30 protein-coding genes are annotated in these 14,850 nt (G+C 53.3%); 29 read left to right on the forward strand and 1 reads right to left on the reverse strand.

Going from position 1 to position 14,850, the window contains the following annotated elements; genetic code table 11:
* The 29 genes from tuf to rplQ form a co-directional block, all read left to right on the forward strand.
* Positions 1-253: elongation factor Tu (tuf, locus tag OES20_13800; GenBank protein MDH3635769.1), on the forward strand; the 253-nt coding region annotated here is incomplete at its 5' end.
* Between the two features lie 5 nt (positions 254-258).
* Positions 259-573, forward strand: coding sequence for a 30S ribosomal protein S10 (gene rpsJ / locus OES20_13805; protein ID MDH3635770.1), 315 nt, complete (start codon positions 259-261; stop codon positions 571-573).
* 537 nt (positions 574-1,110) lie between these two features.
* Entirely contained in the window at positions 1,111-1,746 is a 636-nt protein-coding gene (gene rplC / locus OES20_13810) for a 50S ribosomal protein L3 (protein ID MDH3635771.1), read from the forward strand.
* A gap of 40 nt (positions 1,747-1,786) precedes the next feature.
* On the forward strand, positions 1,787-2,392 hold the full coding sequence (gene rplD, locus OES20_13815) for a 50S ribosomal protein L4 (GenBank protein MDH3635772.1): 606 nt from the start codon (positions 1,787-1,789) through the stop codon (positions 2,390-2,392).
* Entirely contained in the window at positions 2,389-2,688 is a 300-nt protein-coding gene (gene rplW, locus OES20_13820; protein ID MDH3635773.1) for a 50S ribosomal protein L23, read from the forward strand. The genes rplD and rplW overlap by 4 nt, the downstream gene beginning before the upstream one ends.
* A gap of 5 nt (positions 2,689-2,693) precedes the next feature.
* Positions 2,694-3,521: a 50S ribosomal protein L2 gene (rplB, locus tag OES20_13825; protein ID MDH3635774.1), complete on the forward strand. Its 828-nt coding sequence runs from the start codon at positions 2,694-2,696 to the stop codon at positions 3,519-3,521.
* A 6-nt stretch (positions 3,522-3,527) separates the two neighbouring features.
* Positions 3,528-3,803: a 30S ribosomal protein S19 gene (rpsS, locus tag OES20_13830; GenBank protein ID MDH3635775.1), complete on the forward strand. Its 276-nt coding sequence runs from the start codon at positions 3,528-3,530 to the stop codon at positions 3,801-3,803.
* A 9-nt stretch (positions 3,804-3,812) separates the two neighbouring features.
* Positions 3,813-4,145 carry a 50S ribosomal protein L22 gene (gene rplV / locus OES20_13835; GenBank protein ID MDH3635776.1) on the forward strand — a complete coding sequence of 111 codons (333 nt, stop codon included), beginning with the start codon at positions 3,813-3,815 and terminating at the stop codon, positions 4,143-4,145.
* Between the two features lie 10 nt (positions 4,146-4,155).
* On the forward strand, positions 4,156-4,833 hold the full coding sequence (gene rpsC, locus OES20_13840) for a 30S ribosomal protein S3 (protein MDH3635777.1): 678 nt from the start codon (positions 4,156-4,158) through the stop codon (positions 4,831-4,833).
* 12 nt (positions 4,834-4,845) lie between these two features.
* Positions 4,846-5,259 (forward strand): 50S ribosomal protein L16, encoded by a 414-nt coding sequence (gene rplP, locus OES20_13845; protein MDH3635778.1) that lies wholly within the window; start codon positions 4,846-4,848, stop codon positions 5,257-5,259.
* Complete coding sequence (rpmC, locus tag OES20_13850; protein MDH3635779.1) at positions 5,259-5,462, forward strand: 50S ribosomal protein L29; 204 nt, start codon at positions 5,259-5,261, stop codon at positions 5,460-5,462. Before rplP ends, rpmC begins: the two co-directional genes overlap by 1 nt.
* Positions 5,459-5,713, forward strand: a complete 255-nt coding sequence (gene rpsQ / locus OES20_13855) for a 30S ribosomal protein S17 (protein MDH3635780.1) — start codon at positions 5,459-5,461, stop codon at positions 5,711-5,713. Before rpmC ends, rpsQ begins: the two co-directional genes overlap by 4 nt.
* A gap of 19 nt (positions 5,714-5,732) precedes the next feature.
* Positions 5,733-6,101, forward strand: a complete 369-nt coding sequence (gene rplN, locus OES20_13860; protein ID MDH3635781.1) for a 50S ribosomal protein L14 — start codon at positions 5,733-5,735, stop codon at positions 6,099-6,101.
* Between the two features lie 18 nt (positions 6,102-6,119).
* Positions 6,120-6,437, forward strand: a complete 318-nt coding sequence (rplX, locus tag OES20_13865) for a 50S ribosomal protein L24 (GenBank protein MDH3635782.1) — start codon at positions 6,120-6,122, stop codon at positions 6,435-6,437.
* Between the two features lie 9 nt (positions 6,438-6,446).
* Positions 6,447-6,986: a 50S ribosomal protein L5 gene (gene rplE / locus OES20_13870; GenBank protein MDH3635783.1), complete on the forward strand. Its 540-nt coding sequence runs from the start codon at positions 6,447-6,449 to the stop codon at positions 6,984-6,986.
* A gap of 13 nt (positions 6,987-6,999) precedes the next feature.
* Positions 7,000-7,305 (forward strand): 30S ribosomal protein S14, encoded by a 306-nt coding sequence (gene rpsN / locus OES20_13875; GenBank protein ID MDH3635784.1) that lies wholly within the window; start codon positions 7,000-7,002, stop codon positions 7,303-7,305.
* Between the two features lie 10 nt (positions 7,306-7,315).
* Entirely contained in the window at positions 7,316-7,708 is a 393-nt protein-coding gene (gene rpsH, locus OES20_13880; protein MDH3635785.1) for a 30S ribosomal protein S8, read from the forward strand.
* A gap of 9 nt (positions 7,709-7,717) precedes the next feature.
* Complete coding sequence (gene rplF / locus OES20_13885; protein MDH3635786.1) at positions 7,718-8,251, forward strand: 50S ribosomal protein L6; 534 nt, start codon at positions 7,718-7,720, stop codon at positions 8,249-8,251.
* A gap of 8 nt (positions 8,252-8,259) precedes the next feature.
* Positions 8,260-8,613 (forward strand): 50S ribosomal protein L18, encoded by a 354-nt coding sequence (gene rplR, locus OES20_13890; GenBank protein ID MDH3635787.1) that lies wholly within the window; start codon positions 8,260-8,262, stop codon positions 8,611-8,613.
* Positions 8,614-8,636: 23 nt separating this feature from the next.
* Positions 8,637-9,143: a 30S ribosomal protein S5 gene (rpsE, locus tag OES20_13895; protein ID MDH3635788.1), complete on the forward strand. Its 507-nt coding sequence runs from the start codon at positions 8,637-8,639 to the stop codon at positions 9,141-9,143.
* Positions 9,144-9,147: 4 nt separating this feature from the next.
* A complete protein-coding gene (gene rpmD / locus OES20_13900; protein MDH3635789.1) occupies positions 9,148-9,522 on the forward strand; it encodes a 50S ribosomal protein L30 in 375 nt (124 codons plus the stop codon).
* The gene (gene rplO, locus OES20_13905) at positions 9,522-9,956 is read left to right on the forward strand and encodes a 50S ribosomal protein L15 (protein ID MDH3635790.1); all 435 of its coding nucleotides are present in this window, start codon (positions 9,522-9,524) and stop codon (positions 9,954-9,956) included. Before rpmD ends, rplO begins: the two co-directional genes overlap by 1 nt.
* Before the next feature lie 4 nt (positions 9,957-9,960).
* The gene (secY, locus tag OES20_13910; protein ID MDH3635791.1) at positions 9,961-11,319 is read left to right on the forward strand and encodes a preprotein translocase subunit SecY; all 1,359 of its coding nucleotides are present in this window, start codon (positions 9,961-9,963) and stop codon (positions 11,317-11,319) included.
* A 22-nt stretch (positions 11,320-11,341) separates the two neighbouring features.
* Positions 11,342-11,455 carry a 50S ribosomal protein L36 gene (gene rpmJ, locus OES20_13915; protein MDH3635792.1) on the forward strand — a complete coding sequence of 38 codons (114 nt, stop codon included), beginning with the start codon at positions 11,342-11,344 and terminating at the stop codon, positions 11,453-11,455.
* A gap of 103 nt (positions 11,456-11,558) precedes the next feature.
* Complete coding sequence (rpsM, locus tag OES20_13920) at positions 11,559-11,915, forward strand: 30S ribosomal protein S13 (GenBank protein ID MDH3635793.1); 357 nt, start codon at positions 11,559-11,561, stop codon at positions 11,913-11,915.
* Between the two features lie 12 nt (positions 11,916-11,927).
* Positions 11,928-12,314 (forward strand): 30S ribosomal protein S11, encoded by a 387-nt coding sequence (rpsK, locus tag OES20_13925; protein ID MDH3635794.1) that lies wholly within the window; start codon positions 11,928-11,930, stop codon positions 12,312-12,314.
* Between the two features lie 12 nt (positions 12,315-12,326).
* Positions 12,327-12,953 (forward strand): 30S ribosomal protein S4, encoded by a 627-nt coding sequence (gene rpsD / locus OES20_13930; GenBank protein ID MDH3635795.1) that lies wholly within the window; start codon positions 12,327-12,329, stop codon positions 12,951-12,953.
* A 14-nt stretch (positions 12,954-12,967) separates the two neighbouring features.
* Positions 12,968-13,966 carry a DNA-directed RNA polymerase subunit alpha gene (rpoA, locus tag OES20_13935; GenBank protein MDH3635796.1) on the forward strand — a complete coding sequence of 333 codons (999 nt, stop codon included), beginning with the start codon at positions 12,968-12,970 and terminating at the stop codon, positions 13,964-13,966.
* Positions 13,967-13,978: 12 nt separating this feature from the next.
* Entirely contained in the window at positions 13,979-14,359 is a 381-nt protein-coding gene (rplQ, locus tag OES20_13940) for a 50S ribosomal protein L17 (GenBank protein ID MDH3635797.1), read from the forward strand.
* A gap of 89 nt (positions 14,360-14,448) precedes the next feature.
* Here the strand turns inward: rplQ and OES20_13945 are convergent, their stop codons facing one another.
* Entirely contained in the window at positions 14,449-14,817 is a 369-nt protein-coding gene (locus OES20_13945; GenBank protein ID MDH3635798.1) for a hypothetical protein, read from the reverse strand.
* Between the last annotated feature and the right edge of the window lie 33 nt (positions 14,818-14,850).

Here is a 14,850-nt window from a genome sequence, read left to right on the forward strand (position 1 = left end):
TCTGTCGAAGGAAGAGGGTGGACGTCATACGCCATTCTTTAAAGGCTATCGTCCGCAGTTTTACTTCCGTACCACGGATGTGACGGGTGCCTGTGAATTGCCGTCGGGAGTGGAGATGGTAATGCCGGGCGACAATGTGAAGATGGAAGTGGCGCTGATTGCGCCGATTGCGATGGAAGATGGCCTGCGCTTTGCGATTCGTGAAGGCGGTCGTACCGTGGGTGCCGGTGTCGTATCCAAGATTATCGAGTAATTATTATGGCAACTAATCAAAACATTCGTATCCGCCTGAAGGCTTTCGATCACCGGTTGATTGATCGTTCCGCGGCTGAAATTGTTGAAACCGCACGGCGCACGGGTGCGCGCGTCAAGGGTCCGATCCCCTTACCGACCCGCAAAGAGCGTTTCACGATCCTGATTTCACCGCACGTGAACAAGGATGCGCGCGATCAGTACGAAATCAGGACGCATAAGCGCCTGATGGATATCGTAGATCCCACCGATAAAACCGTTGATGCGCTGATGAAGCTCGACCTGGCGGCCGGCGTCGACGTCCAAATCAAGCTCAACTGACAAATGGCCCCGTTTCTGGCATCCGCCAGATACGGGATCGTTTGTCATCCCGGAAAGTGCGTGAGCACTTACCGATACGTCGGGCCGCCGGGATCTTGTAAATCTGCCCTGTTACCTGGTTGCAACACTCAGTCGCTGGTAAAGCGAAAAACAGCCGGAAAGTCCCAAAAGGGCTTTCCGGTTTGCTTTTTGGGTTCATTTTGTAATGGATTACGGCTCGAGTCAGCAATGACGGTGCCAAAAAGGATTTAATTAATTAAATTAAAGGGTTAACTTCCATAAGTTTATCTGGTATAGTGCGCGCCCTCGCGGCTCGATACGGATTTCCCGTACCGGGCCGCGCGTATGAAAGTAGGGTAGTAAACGATACGGTGATGCAATGACGTCGGCCGCTGTAAACGGAATTACAGGCGTTTTCCAGGGCAAGCAAGTCTTTGAAAACGAAAGAAAAATATAGAAGGCTTATATTTTTCGTCATTTGAAAATTCGGGGATGAATTAATCAAATGCGACCGCTTAATTTTTTGAGGTTTTACTAATGTCTCTCGGTTTGGTAGGACGAAAAGTCGGTATGACCCGAGTTTTTTCTGGTGATGGTGCTTCGATCCCGGTAACGGTTATCGAAGTCGAGCCCAATCGGGTATCACAGATAAAAACAGTCGAAACAGATGGCTATGTTGCTGTGCAGGTCGTTACCGGTGAGCGCCGTGCCAGTCGTGTCACGAAGCCGATGGCGGGGCACTACAAGAAAGCGGGCGTGCAGGCCGGACGTGGCGCCTGGGAATTTCGCGTCGATTCAGTTGACGAAATCGAGCTTGGCTCGGAAATCAAGGTGGACCTGTTCGAACAGGGCCAGATTGTTGACGTTAGCGGCGTGTCAAAGGGCAAAGGCTTCCAGGGCGGCGTGAAGCGTCACAATTTCAGCATGCAGGACGCGACGCACGGCAACTCGATTTCACACCGGGCCAATGGTTCTATTGGGCAAAATCAAACCCCGGGACGTGTTTTCAAGGGCAAAAAGATGTCGGGTCACATGGGTGCGGAAAATACTACCACCCAGAATCTCGAAGTCGTCAGGGTGGATGCTGAGCGTAACCTGCTGTTGATCAAGGGCGCCGTACCGGGTGCCAAAAGCGGTGACGTCATCATTCGTCCTGCATCGAAACAACAATAACGCAGTTATCCAGAGCCAGGTTTTAAAGAGAATTAAACAAATGGACATCGCGATTCATAATTCGAAGAAAAAGGTATCCGTTTCTGATGCTGCCTTTGCGGCCAGCTTTAACGAAAACCTGGTTCACCAACTGGTGGTGTCGTACATGGCGTCCGCCCGTGCCGGTACCAAGGCACAGAAAACCCGTTCGCAAGTCAGGGGCGGTGGTGCCAAGCCCTGGCGGCAAAAGGGGACGGGTCGCGCGCGCGCGGGAACCATCCGCAGCCCGATCTGGCGCTCGGGGGGCGTGACGTTTGCTGCCACCCCACGCGATTACAGTAAGAAACTGAACAAGAAGATGTACCGCGTCGGCATGCGCAGCCTCGTGTCCGAGCTGGTACGCCAGGATCGCCTGATCCTGATTGACAAGCTCGGTATCACCGAGCCGAAAACCGGGCAGATGCGGGCGCGCCTGCAGGAACTGGGTGTTGATGATGCGCTGGTGTTGACCGATGGCCTGGACTCGGCGGTTTATCTTGCCGCACGCAATATTCCCAACGTTCACGTGATGGACATCGCGATTGTTGACCCGGTCAGCCTGATCAGACAGGAAAAGGTTGTCATTGACGAAGCCGCGCTGAAGAAACTCGAGGAGCGTTTGTCATGAACCAGGAACGAATTTTTCAGATACTGAAAACACCGCACATTTCGGAAAAATCAGCCGTGCTGGGTGATAGCGCCAACCAGGCCGTGTTTCAGGTCGCCAGCGATGCAAAAAAAGCCGAAATCAAGGCTGCCGTCGAGCAACTGTTTGACGTCAAGGTAGCCAACGTGCGCACGGTGAACATGAAAGGTAAAACCAAGCGCCAGGGTCTGCGACGCGGCAAGCGCTCGGACTGGAAAAAGGCGTATGTTTCACTCGAACAGGGTCACGAGATTGACCTGGCATCCATAGGTGGTTAAGCATCATGGCGTTGATTAAAGCAAAACCTACTTCGCCCGGTCGTCGCTTCGTCGTCTCGGTCAAAACACCGGGGCTGCACAAGGGCAAACCGTTTGCCGGATTGATCGAAAAGAAATCCAAGACTGGCGGTCGCAACAATGCCGGACGGATTACGTCTCGTCACATGGGTGGTGGCCATAAACAACGTTACCGCCTGATCGACTTCAAGCGCAACAAGGACGGTATCGATGCGATTGTCGAGCGTATCGAATACGATCCCAATCGCAGTGCACACATTGCACTGCTGAAATACACGGATGGCGAACGTCGTTACATTATCGCCCCCAGGGGCATTGCCGCGGGCGCAAAGTTGCGCTCTGGCGAAGACGCGGGCATTAAAAACGGGAATTGCCTGCCCCTGCGCAGCATCCCGGTGGGATCGGTTGTGCACTGCATCGAGCTGAAGCCGGGAAAAGGGGCTCAGCTGGCACGTTCTGCGGGCACTTCAGCGCAGTTTGTCGCACGCGAAGGCGCTTATGCCACGCTGCGACTACGCTCCGGTGAAATGCGTAAAGTACTGGCCGACTGTCGTGCCGTGATCGGCGAGGTTGGTAATGGTGAACACAGCCTGCGCTCACTGGGCAAGGCGGGTGCTTCACGCTGGCGCGGTATTCGTCCAACCGTCCGTGGTGTGGCGATGAATCCGGTAGATCATCCGCACGGTGGTGGCGAGGGACGTACTTCGGGTGGTCGTCACCCGGTATCTCCCTGGGGTACGCCTGCCAAGGGATTCAAGACACGTTCGAACAAGCGCACCGACAACCTGATCCTGCGTCGTCGGAACAAGAGGTAATAGCAAATGCCACGCTCACTGAGAAAAGGCCCGTTTATCGATCAGCACCTGATGAAAAAGGTGACGGAGGCGGTTGCAACCAATAACAAGCGTCCGATCAAAACCTGGTCGCGGCGTTCCATGATTGTGCCCGAGATGGTTGGTCTAACCATCGCAATTCATAATGGGCGGCAGCATGTGCCGGTATTGATAAACGAGAATATGGTCGGTCACAAACTCGGCGAATTTTCGCTGACGCGCACCTACCGCGGCCATATCGTCGATAAGAAAGCAAAGAGATAGGTAACGGACATGGAAACCAGTGCTAAACATCGTCACGCCAAAATCTCCCCGCAGAAATGCCGCCTGGTCGCAGACCAGGTGCGCGGACTGCAGGTTGAAAAAGCGTTGACCCTGCTGACTTTCAGTAACAAGAAAGCCGCGGTTCTGGTGCGCAAGGTGCTTGAGTCGGCCATAGCAAACGCCGAGCATAACGACGGTGCCGATATCGATGAGCTTAAGGTTGCATCGATTTACGTCGACCAGGGGCCCAGCATGAAGCGCATGCGCGCACGTGCCAAGGGACGTGGCAATCGAATTTTAAAGCGTACCAGTCACATTACCGTGACGGTTGCGGACAGTTAAAGAGGCCAGCATGGGACAAAAAGTTCATCCAACGGGTTTCCGACTCGGCATTGCGACCGACTGGACCTCTAAGTGGTACGCGGACAGCTCGCAGTTTGCCGACTTTCTAGATGAAGATCTGAAGATCCGCGATTTTCTGAAAAAGAAGCTGGCACAGGCAGCGATCAGTCGTATTCAGATTTCGCGTCCGGCAAAATCGGTCGCGGTGACGATTCATACCGCACGCCCGGGTATCATCATCGGCAAGAAAGGCGAAGATATTGAAAGACTGCGTATCGAGGTGGCATCGCTGGTTTCGGCGCACCTCAACAACGTCAAAATCAATATCGAAGAAATCCGCAAGCCCGAGCTGGATGCCCAGCTGGTCGCCGAGGGTGTTGCGTCGCAACTGGAGCGTCGCGTAATGTTTCGGCGGGCAATGCGACGCTCGGTGACCAACGCGATGCGTATCGGCGCTGAAGGCATCAAGATCAATGTAGCGGGCCGTTTAAACGGTGCTGAAATTGCACGTAGCGAATGGTATCGCGAAGGTCGGGTGCCATTGCATACGCTGCGTGCAGACGTCGATTACGGTTTTGCCGAAGCCCTGACTACTTACGGCATCCTCGGTGTCAAGGTGTGGATATACAAGGGTGAAGTTTTCGATCTTGAAACCAAGGACGAGGCTGGCAAGCCCACGGCCAAGTAAGAGAACCAAGTTATGTTACAGCCTAAAAGAACAAAGTTCCGTAAGCAGTTTAAAGGTCGCAACCGTGGCCTCGCGACTTCTGGCGGTAAGGTCAGCTTTGGTGAATTTGGCCTCAAGGCCGTTGAGCGCGGCAGAATAACTGCCCGTCAGATCGAGGCGGCTCGTCGCGCAATGACGCGTCATATCAAGCGTGGCGGCAAAATCTGGATTCGGGTTTTCCCGGATGTACCGGTATCGAAGAAGCCGCTTGAAGTGCGCATGGGTAAAGGTAAGGGCAACGTCGAGTACTGGGTTTGCAAAGTCCAGCCCGGACGCATGCTCTACGAGATGGAAGGCGTCGATGAAACGATCGCTCGTGAAGCGTTCCGCCTGGCCGCCGCCAAGCTTCCGTTTAAGACGACATTTGTGTCCAGGACCGTAATGTGATGAATACTGCAGAATTGCGCGGGAAATCCGAAAAAGAGTTGCGTGAGGAGTTACTGGCGCTGCGGCGCGAGCAGTTTAATCTGCGCATGCAACAGGGCATCAACCCGGATGGTGTACGCAGCGATCGCATTACCAAGGTGCGCAAGGATATCGCGCGTGTAAAAACCATAATAAACGAAAACCGTGGTGTTAAAGAGTCATGAATGAAAAGGTGTTAAGAATTCAAACCGGTTCGGTTGTTAGCGACAAGATGGACAAATCGGCGGTGGTTATGATCGAGCGTAGGGTAAAGCACCCGATCTACGGCAAGTTCATGAAGAAATCGACCAAGTTCCATATTCATGATGAAAACAATGAATGTAGCATCGGCGATACTGTTCAGATTACCGAATGCCGGCCTATTTCCAAGACCAAGTCCTGGAAACTGGTAAAGGTCGTTGAGAAAGCAAACTAGAGCCCGCAGGTAACCAGCTATGATTCAAATGCAAACAGTTTTAAACGCCGCGGACAACAGCGGTGCGCGCAAGGTACAGTGCATCAAGGTTCTGGGTGGTTCCAAGCGCCGCTATGCAGCGATTGGCGACATCATCAAGGTCAGTATCAAGGATGCGATTCCGCGCGGCAAGGTCAAGAAAGGCGAGGTTTACAACGCGGTCGTGGTGCGTACCGCGCAGGGCGTGCGTCGTCGTGACGGTTCCGCGATCAAGTTCGACGGCAACGCGGCGGTCATCCTGAACAATAACCTGCAGCCGATCGGTACGCGTATTTTTGGCCCGGTAACCCGCGAGCTGCGCGGCGAAAAGTTCATGAAGATTATTTCGCTGGCACCCGAAGTGCTGTAGTTGGCAGGATTGAGAGTTATGCAAAAGATTAAAAAAGGCGACGAAGTAATCGTGATCGCGGGGCGCAGCAAAGGCCAGCGCGGCAATGTACTGAAGCGTGTTGATGGGAGTCGTTTGTTGGTTGAAAACGTCAACATGGTGAAGAAGCATGTCAAGGGTAATCCGCGTAGCGGCGAAACCGGGGGCATTATTGACCAGGAATCGCCGATTCAGATTTCTAACGTGATGCTTTTTAACCCGCATACCCAGAAAGGCGATCGGGTCGGTTTTAAAACCCTGGAAGACGATCGCAAGGTCCGTTACTTCAAGTCTAACGGCGAAGTCGTGGATATTTAGGATTAGATAATGACCAGATTAGAACAATATTATCGCGATAACGTCATGCAGGACCTGCAGGCCAGGTTTTCCTACAAGTCAGCGATGGAAATCCCGCGCATCAGCAAGATTACCCTTAACATGGGCGTCGGTGAAGCCTCGCAGGATAAGAAGATCATCGACAATGCGGTCGAAGACCTGACTTTGATCGCCGGCCAGAAACCGGTAGTTACCCTCGCCAGGAAAGCGATCGCGGGTTTCAAGATTCGCGAAGATATGCCCATTGGCTGCAAGGTGACGCTGCGGCGCGACAAGATGTATGAATTCCTCGATCGACTGATTAACTTTTCGATTCCGCGAATTCGTGATTTCCGTGGCCTCAGTCCAAAGGCGTTTGACGGCCAGGGAAATTATAACCTGGGGATTACCGAGCAAATCGCATTCCCCGAAATCGATTATGACAAAATTGATAAGCTGCGTGGACTTAATGTCAGCATTACCACCACCGCGCGAAACGATGATGAGGGACGCGCGCTGTTGGCGGCTTTTCAGTTTCCTTTTAGAGGTTAGACGAGTTTAGATTATGGCAAAAAATTCCATGGTACAGCGTGAATTGAAGCGCAGCCGCCTGGTGGCGAAATACGCTCAAAAGCGCAGTGAGTTGAAGGCGATTATCGTCAGCAATAACTCAACCTATGACGAAAAGATGGCTGCGGTCGAAAAGCTGCAGAAACTGCCGCGTGATTCCTCCGCGGTGCGCAGGCAAAACCGCTGTCGCATTACCGGAAGGCCCCATGGTGTTTACCGTAAATTTGGTCTGTGCCGTAACAAGATCCGTGAAGCCGCAATGCGCGGTGACATCCCGGGCCTGGTTAAGGCCAGTTGGTAAGAGGACAGAGATGAGTTTACAAGATCCGATTGCAGATATGCTGACTCGCGTGCGCAATGCGCAAAAAGCGAACAAGGTTAGTGTAAAAATGCCCGCGTCCAAGCAGAAGTCGAGAATCGCCGAAGTGCTGAAAGACGAGGGTTATATCAGTGATTACAAGGTTTCGGACGACAAACTGAAGCATTTGATTATCGAATTGAAATACTACCAGGGTAAGCCGGTAATCGAGCAAATGCGACGCATCAGTCGTCCCGGTCTGCGCATTTTTAAATCGAAGGACGACTTGCCGTCAATTAACGGTGGACTCGGGATTGCGATCATTTCAACTTCGAAAGGAGTAATGACTGATCGCCAGGCCCGTGCAGCCGGTTATGGCGGAGAAGTCATCTGTTCGGTGGTTTAGGTCAAGGACATGTCCAGAATAGCTAACAAACCAATCGAGTTGCCTAAGGGAGTTGAACTCAGCATCAATGGCAGCGAAGTATCCGCCAAGGGTCCGAAGGGAAACCTTTCGTTAATCCTGAACGATGCGGTCAATCTGACGCAGGAAGATAACCTGTTGACGTTTGCACCCAAAGACGACCGGCAGTCTTCGCTTGCGGTAACCGGAACCATGCGCTCATTGGTCAACAATATTGTCGAGGGCGTTACCAGTGGATTCGAAAAGAAACTGCTGCTGGTCGGTGTCGGCTATCGGGCCCAGGCGCAGGGAAAACAGCTCACCCTGTCGTTGGGCCTGTCGCACCCGGTTAGTTACCAGGTGCCCGAGGGAATCGAAATAGAAACCCCGGCAGCCACTGAAATTGTTGTGCGCGGTTGTGACAAGCAGCGGGTTGGCCAGGTATGTGCGGAAATTCGCGCATTCAGACCTCCCGAGCCTTACAAGGGCAAGGGTGTTAAATATGAAGACGAGCAGATCGTCCGCAAAGAAGCGAAGAAGAAGTAGGCCAGGTAATGGATAAGAAACAGTCCCGAATAAGACGTTCGCGCCGCACGCGCGCCAAGATTGCATCGCTGGGTGTAACTCGCCTGTGTGTGCATCGTACCCCGCGTCATACCTATGCACAGGTTATCTCCGGCGAGACCGGAAAAGTGATTGTTGCGGCATCGACCCTGTCGGCTGATGTCAGGAAGGCTATTAAGTACCCCGGCAATGTCGAGGCGGCAACCGCCGTAGGCAAAGTTATTGCCGAAAAAGCGAAAGCAGCCGGCATTGAATCGGTTGCGTTTGATCGTTCGGGTTTCAAGTATCACGGCAGAGTCAAGGCCCTGGCAGACTCCGCACGTGAACATGGTTTGAAGTTTTAAGCGCGCCTAATCGGGAGAATCGAATGGCAGAATCCAGAAACACACAGGCTGGCGACGACTTGATGGAAAAACTGGTCGCGGTAAATCGCGTGGCCAAAGTAGTCAAAGGCGGGCGTCAATTTGGCTTTACCGCACTGACCGTAGTTGGTGATGGCAATGGCAAAGTTGGATTTGGATATGGCAAAGCGCGTGAAGTACCGCTGGCAATCCAGAAAGCGATGGAGAAGGCGCGTGCAAACCTGACGACGGTTGCGATTACCAACGGCACCTTGCAGTATCCGCTGAATGCGCGCCATGGTGCCGCCAAGGTTTACATGCAACCTGCCTCGGAAGGTACCGGTGTAATCGCCGGGGGTGCAATGCGTGCGGTTTTCGAAGCCGTGGGCGTACACAATGTGCTGGCCAAGTGCAATGGTTCGCGCAACCCGATTAACCTGGTTCGCGCGACGATCAGTGGCTTGAGAAATATGAAGTCACCCGATGATATTGCCGCCAAACGCGGTAAAACCGTCGAAGAAATTACAGGTTAAGGCGATGGCTGACGAAAGCAAAACAGTAAAAAAAGCCGCCAAGAAGACGTCGGTGAAGAAAGCTGCGACCAAAAAGGCCGCAGTCAAGAAGGTTGCTGCAAAGAAATCCTCGCCGAAGGCTGAAACTGCGGTTGTTGCAAAGAAAGCGGCGTCGAAGGCAGCGCCCAAAAAAACAGCTGCACCAAAAGCAGATTCCGCTGTCAAAAAACTGAGTGTGACGCTGGTGCGCAGCAAGAATGGCCGGCTGGCTTCGCACAAGGCCTGCGTGGCGGGCCTGGGATTGCGTCGCATGCACCAGACCGTGCAGGTGATCGATACCCCGGAGAACCGCGGGATGATTAATCGCGTCCAGTATATGCTTAACGTCGAGGAAGCGTGATGTACCTGAATAGTTTAAAACCTGCCAAGGGATCTACCAAAGTATCCAAGCGTGCCGGCCGGGGAATCGGATCGGGTCTCGGCAAGACTGCCGGACGCGGTCACAAAGGCCAGAAATCACGTTCCGGCGGCGGTGTGCGAGCAGGATTCGAAGGTGGGCAAATGCCGTTACAAATGCGTTTGCCGAAGTTTGGATTTACCGCGCGTAAATCCCGCTTCTCGGCCGAGGTACGCCTCGGCGAAATCGAAACCTCGGGTCTCGAGGATATCAGCCTGAAGGCACTGATCGACGCCAACCTGGTGCCGATACAAACCCGTCAGGCCAAGATTTTCCTGTCGGGAGAACTGAAGCGCAAGGTTAGCGTCGACAACAGCGTTGCGGTCACCCGTGGCGCGCGTGCAGCGATCGAAGCAGCCGGTGGCAAGGTAGCGTAGCATCATGGCCGGCCCTTCCGCACAACAGTTAGCCAGTAGCCTCTCGGGAGGCTCCCTGAGCGAATTGCGCAAGCGCATCTTTTTTGTGATTGCGGCGCTGATCATATTCCGCATCGGCACTTTCATTCCGGTTCCGGGAATCGATATTACCGTCATGCGGGAGATTTTTGAGCAGCAGCGTACCGGTATTCTGGGTATGTTTAACATGTTCTCCGGTGGCGCACTGGAACGCATGTCGATATTCGCGCTCGGCGTTATGCCGTATATCTCAGCATCGATTATCATGCAACTGTTGACGGTCGCGGTACCGACCCTGGAACAGTTGAAAAAAGAAGGTGAATCCGGTCGTCGCAAGATTACGCAATATACGCGTTACGGCACGGTCGCACTGGCAACTTTCCAGTCGATCGGGATCTCGATCGCGTTGTCCGGGCAAAGCGGTGGTGGCGGTGCCGCACTGGTGGTAAACCCCGGCCCGTCCTTCATTTTTACCGCGGCGGTTACGCTGGTCACCGGCACCATGTTCTTAATGTGGCTCGGTGAACAGATTACCGAACGCGGTGTCGGTAACGGTATTTCAATCATTATCTTTGCTGGAATCGTCGCTGGATTGCCATCAGCCATCGGCGGCACCTTTGAACTGGTGCGTACCGGCGAACTGAATTCACTGGTCATCCTGGCGCTGTTTGCCGGTGCCCTGGCAGTAACTTATTTCGTAGTTTTCGTCGAGCGCGGGCAGCGTCGAATTACGGTTAACTATGCCAAGCGCCAACAAGGGCGCAAGATGTATGCGGCGCAAAGCAGTCACTTGCCGTTGAAGCTGAACATGGCCGGTGTCATACCGCCAATCTTCGCTTCCAGCATTATTCTCTTCCCGGCTACGCTGGGAAGCTGGTTCGGCCAGGCCGAAGGTATGCGCTGGTTGCAGGATATTTCGGCGACCTTGTCGCCCGGTCAACCCCTGTACGTGATGTTTTATGCGGCCGCGATCATCTTCTTTTGTTTTTTCTATACCGCGCTGGTGTTCAATTCGAAAGATACCGCGGAAAATCTGAAGAAGTCCGGTGCTTTTATTCCGGGAATTCGGCCCGGGAACCAGACAGCGAATTATATCGACGGCGTGATGTCGCGCCTGACTCTGGTGGGCGCGATGTACATTACCGCGGTCTGTTTACTACCGGAATTTTTAATACTGTTCTGGAATGTACCCTTCTACTTTGGGGGTACTTCGTTGTTGATCATCGTTGTCGTGGTGATGGATTTCATGTCTCAGGTGCAGGCGCACCTGATGAGTCATCAATATGACGGATTGATGAAGAAATCGAATTTTAAAGGGTATGGCGGCGCCGGCGTAGTGCGCTAGTTCCCGGGATTAAGGTAAGGCCATGAAGGTAAGAGCTTCTGTTAAGAAAATGTGTAAAAACTGCAAGGTGATTCGACGCAACGGTGCGGTGCGGGTAATTTGCACGGACCCGCGTCACAAGCAGCGCCAGGGTTAAGATTACGCATGGTTGATTTATTCACTGAATTATTGAATTTCGGGCAACCGGCAGATAGAATCTGCGCCCATTTTGGCCTAACGGCTTAGGAGATAGTTTTTTTATGGCTCGTATTGCAGGCGTAAATATACCGGATCACAAGCATACCGTGATTGCATTGCAATCAATCTTCGGCATTGGCGCCACGCGCTCTGCCCATATCTGCAGTGCGACCGGTATCGACCCACAAACCAAGGTGCGTGAGTTGAACGAAGAACAGCTCGAACAGATTCGTACCAGTGTAGAAAGCTACACTACCGAGGGCGATCTGCGGCGCGAGATTTCGATGAACATCAAGCGTCTGATGGATCTGGGCACCAATCGCGGTATTCGCCATCGCCGTGGTTTGCCGGTGCGCGGTCAGCGCACCAAGACTAACGCGCGCACCCGTAAGGGACCGCGTCGTCCACTGAAGCGATAAACAGGTAAGATAATGGTTGAACAATCACGTACAAAGAAGAAAACCAAGCGCGTCGTTTCCGACGGCGTTGCCCATATCCATGCGACCTTTAATAACACTATCGTGACCATTAGCGATCGCCAGGGCAATGCGTTGACCTGGGCGACTGCAGGTGGTTCGGGATTTCGTGGTTCGCGCAAGTCGACCCCGTTCGCCGCCCAGGTTGCGGCAGAACGTGCAGGCCAGGCGGCACAGGAAATGGGCATGAAAAACCTTGAAGTCATGGTCAAGGGGCCGGGGCCGGGGCGTGATTCTGCGGTTCGCGCGCTGAACGGAATCGGTTTCAAGATCACACGCATTGATGACGTTACGCCAATTCCGCACAACGGTTGTCGTCCCCCGAAAAAACGTCGCGTATAGGCAGGATTTCTAATGGCAAAATATATTGGACCAAAATGTAAGCTGATGCGCCGTGAAGGTGCGGATCTGAGTTTGAAATCATCGCGTCGCGCGGTTGATACCAAGTGCAAGATTGACAATCCTCCCGGCATGCATGGCGCGGGTACGCGTAAGCCTAGACAGTCGGATTACGGTCTGCAATTGCGCGAAAAGCAAAAGCTGCGTCGTATCTATGGCATTCTCGAGCGTCAGTTTCGTAACTACTACAAGGAAGCCTCTCGATTAAAGGGCTCTACCGGTGAAAACCTGCTGCAGTTGCTGGAGGCACGGCTTGACAACGTGGTCTATCGAATGGGTTTTGGTTCAACCCGTGCGGAGGCCCGACAGCTGGTGAATCACAAGTCGATCATGGTCAACGGTAAAATCGTTAATGTGCCATCATATGTTGTTACGGCCTCCGATGTAGTGAGTGTGCGCGAAAAATCACGCAAGCAGGCGCGTATTGCCGAGGCGCTGGCGCTGGCTGAACAGATTGGTTTTCCGGATTGGGTTGAGGTTAACCAGAACAAGTTTGAAGGGACCTTCAAGGCGCTGCCAGAACGCAGCGAATTGCCGCCTGATATCAACGAGCAACTCGTCGTCGAACTTTATTCCAAATAATTAGCGGGTTATTTATGTCTAAATTGTACTCTGATTTACTGAAGCCGAAGCATGTTAAAGTCGAACAGCAAGAAACTTACCATGCCAAGGTTTCCATCGAGCCGCTGGAACGCGGTTTTGGTCATACCCTGGGCAATGCGCTGAGGCGTATCCTGCTGTCATCGGTACGTGGTTGCGCCATCGTTGACTGCCGTATCGAGGGTGTGCTGCACGAATACACAACGATTGATGGCGTACAGGAAGACGTGATCGATATCCTGCTCAACCTGAAAGGCGTGGGCATCATCATGCATGCCAGGGACGAGGCCACCTTGACCATCTCAAAGAAGGGTCCAGGCGTTGTCACCGCGGGTGATATCCAGCTGGACCACGATATCGAAATCGTCGATCCGGATTACGTGATTGCGACCCTGACCAAGGGTGTCAAGCTGGAAATGTCGCTGCATGTCATGAAGGGACGCGGATACCAGCCGGCGAATACGCGCCAGACCTCTGAAGAAGACGTGGCACTGGGCCACCTACAGCTCGACGCGTCTTTCTCACCGGTCCGCAAGATCGCTTACAGCGTCGAAGCGGCGCGCGTTGAGCAGCGCACCGACCTGGACAAACTGATTATTGACATCGAAACCAATGGCACGATTGATCCCGAGGAGGCGATTCGTGTTGCCGGTAGTATTCTCAAGGACCAGCTTTCGGTGTTCGTCAATCTCGAGGGGTCGGACGAAGAAGTCGAACTTGAACCGGAATCGCATATCGATCCGATTCTGCTTCGCCCGGTAGACGACCTGGAACTGACAGTGCGCTCGGCAAACTGCCTGAAAGCGGAGAATATTTACTACATCGGCGATTTGATTCAACGCACCGAGGTCGAACTGCTGAAAACCCCGAACCTGGGTAAAAAGTCGCTGACAGAAATCAAGGACGTGTTGGCGTCGTATAGTCTGTCACTGGGTATGCGTCTTGAAAACTGGCCGCCCGCCAGTATCGGAAACGACAACAAGTTGGCAAGTTAAGAGGTCTAGACGATGCGTCATCGTAATAGTGGGCGTCAGCTCAATCGAAACAGTTCTCATCGCAAGGCGATGTTTAAAAATATGGCTGCTTCCCTGTTCGATCACGAAGTGATCCGTACTACCGTGCCCAAGGCAAAAGAATTGCGCCGTGTTGTCGAGCCCCTGATTACGCTCGCCAAGGAAGACAGCGTCGCCAATCGACGGGTGGCGTTCAGCCGCCTGCGGGACAAGTCTGCAGTGGGCAAGTTGTTTGCCGATCTCGGTCCTCGCTACAAGGAGCGACCCGGCGGTTACATGCGCATTCTGAAATGTGGTTATCGCCCGGGCGACAAGGCGCCTATGGCCTATGTCGAGCTCGTGGATCGTCCGAATGCTGATTATGACGACGAGTAAAAGTTCTGCTGATATCAAGAAAGCCGGCTTCAAGCCGGCTTTTTTGTTTCCGATGCAGATTTAGGACTGTATAAGAAAGCCGGGGCGGATCAGGCGGCCAGGTCCGTAACCCGACGTCCTGGTATATTGCGCCGGTTCTGTCCAAGATCGGGCAGGAGTTCGTCCAGTTTTCCCAGGTCTATCCGGCGATCCCTGCCGTTGCGTCGGTCATCGAAGAAAATATAGTGACAACGACAGTTTTCTTCGGTGCAATTATCGAGCGGCAGGTTCGGTGCTTCCTGCGACAGGTAAATATTGCCCGTCAGGTTCGCGACGCGATCGCAGGCAATCAGTCCGGGACGAATTTTAACCGCGCGCCATTTGGTTTCTTCGAGCCTCTTCCGGCGCTGGCCTGATTTTCCGATTCCCTGGAACCGCTGCACCGTTTCGCCGTATCTGTAGGGTTTAAAAATGAGCATAATGATTGCGCCGAGCGTACAGAGTATGACGAT

The organism is Gammaproteobacteria bacterium (assembly GCA_029862005.1).
Taxonomy (GTDB): Bacteria; Pseudomonadota; Gammaproteobacteria.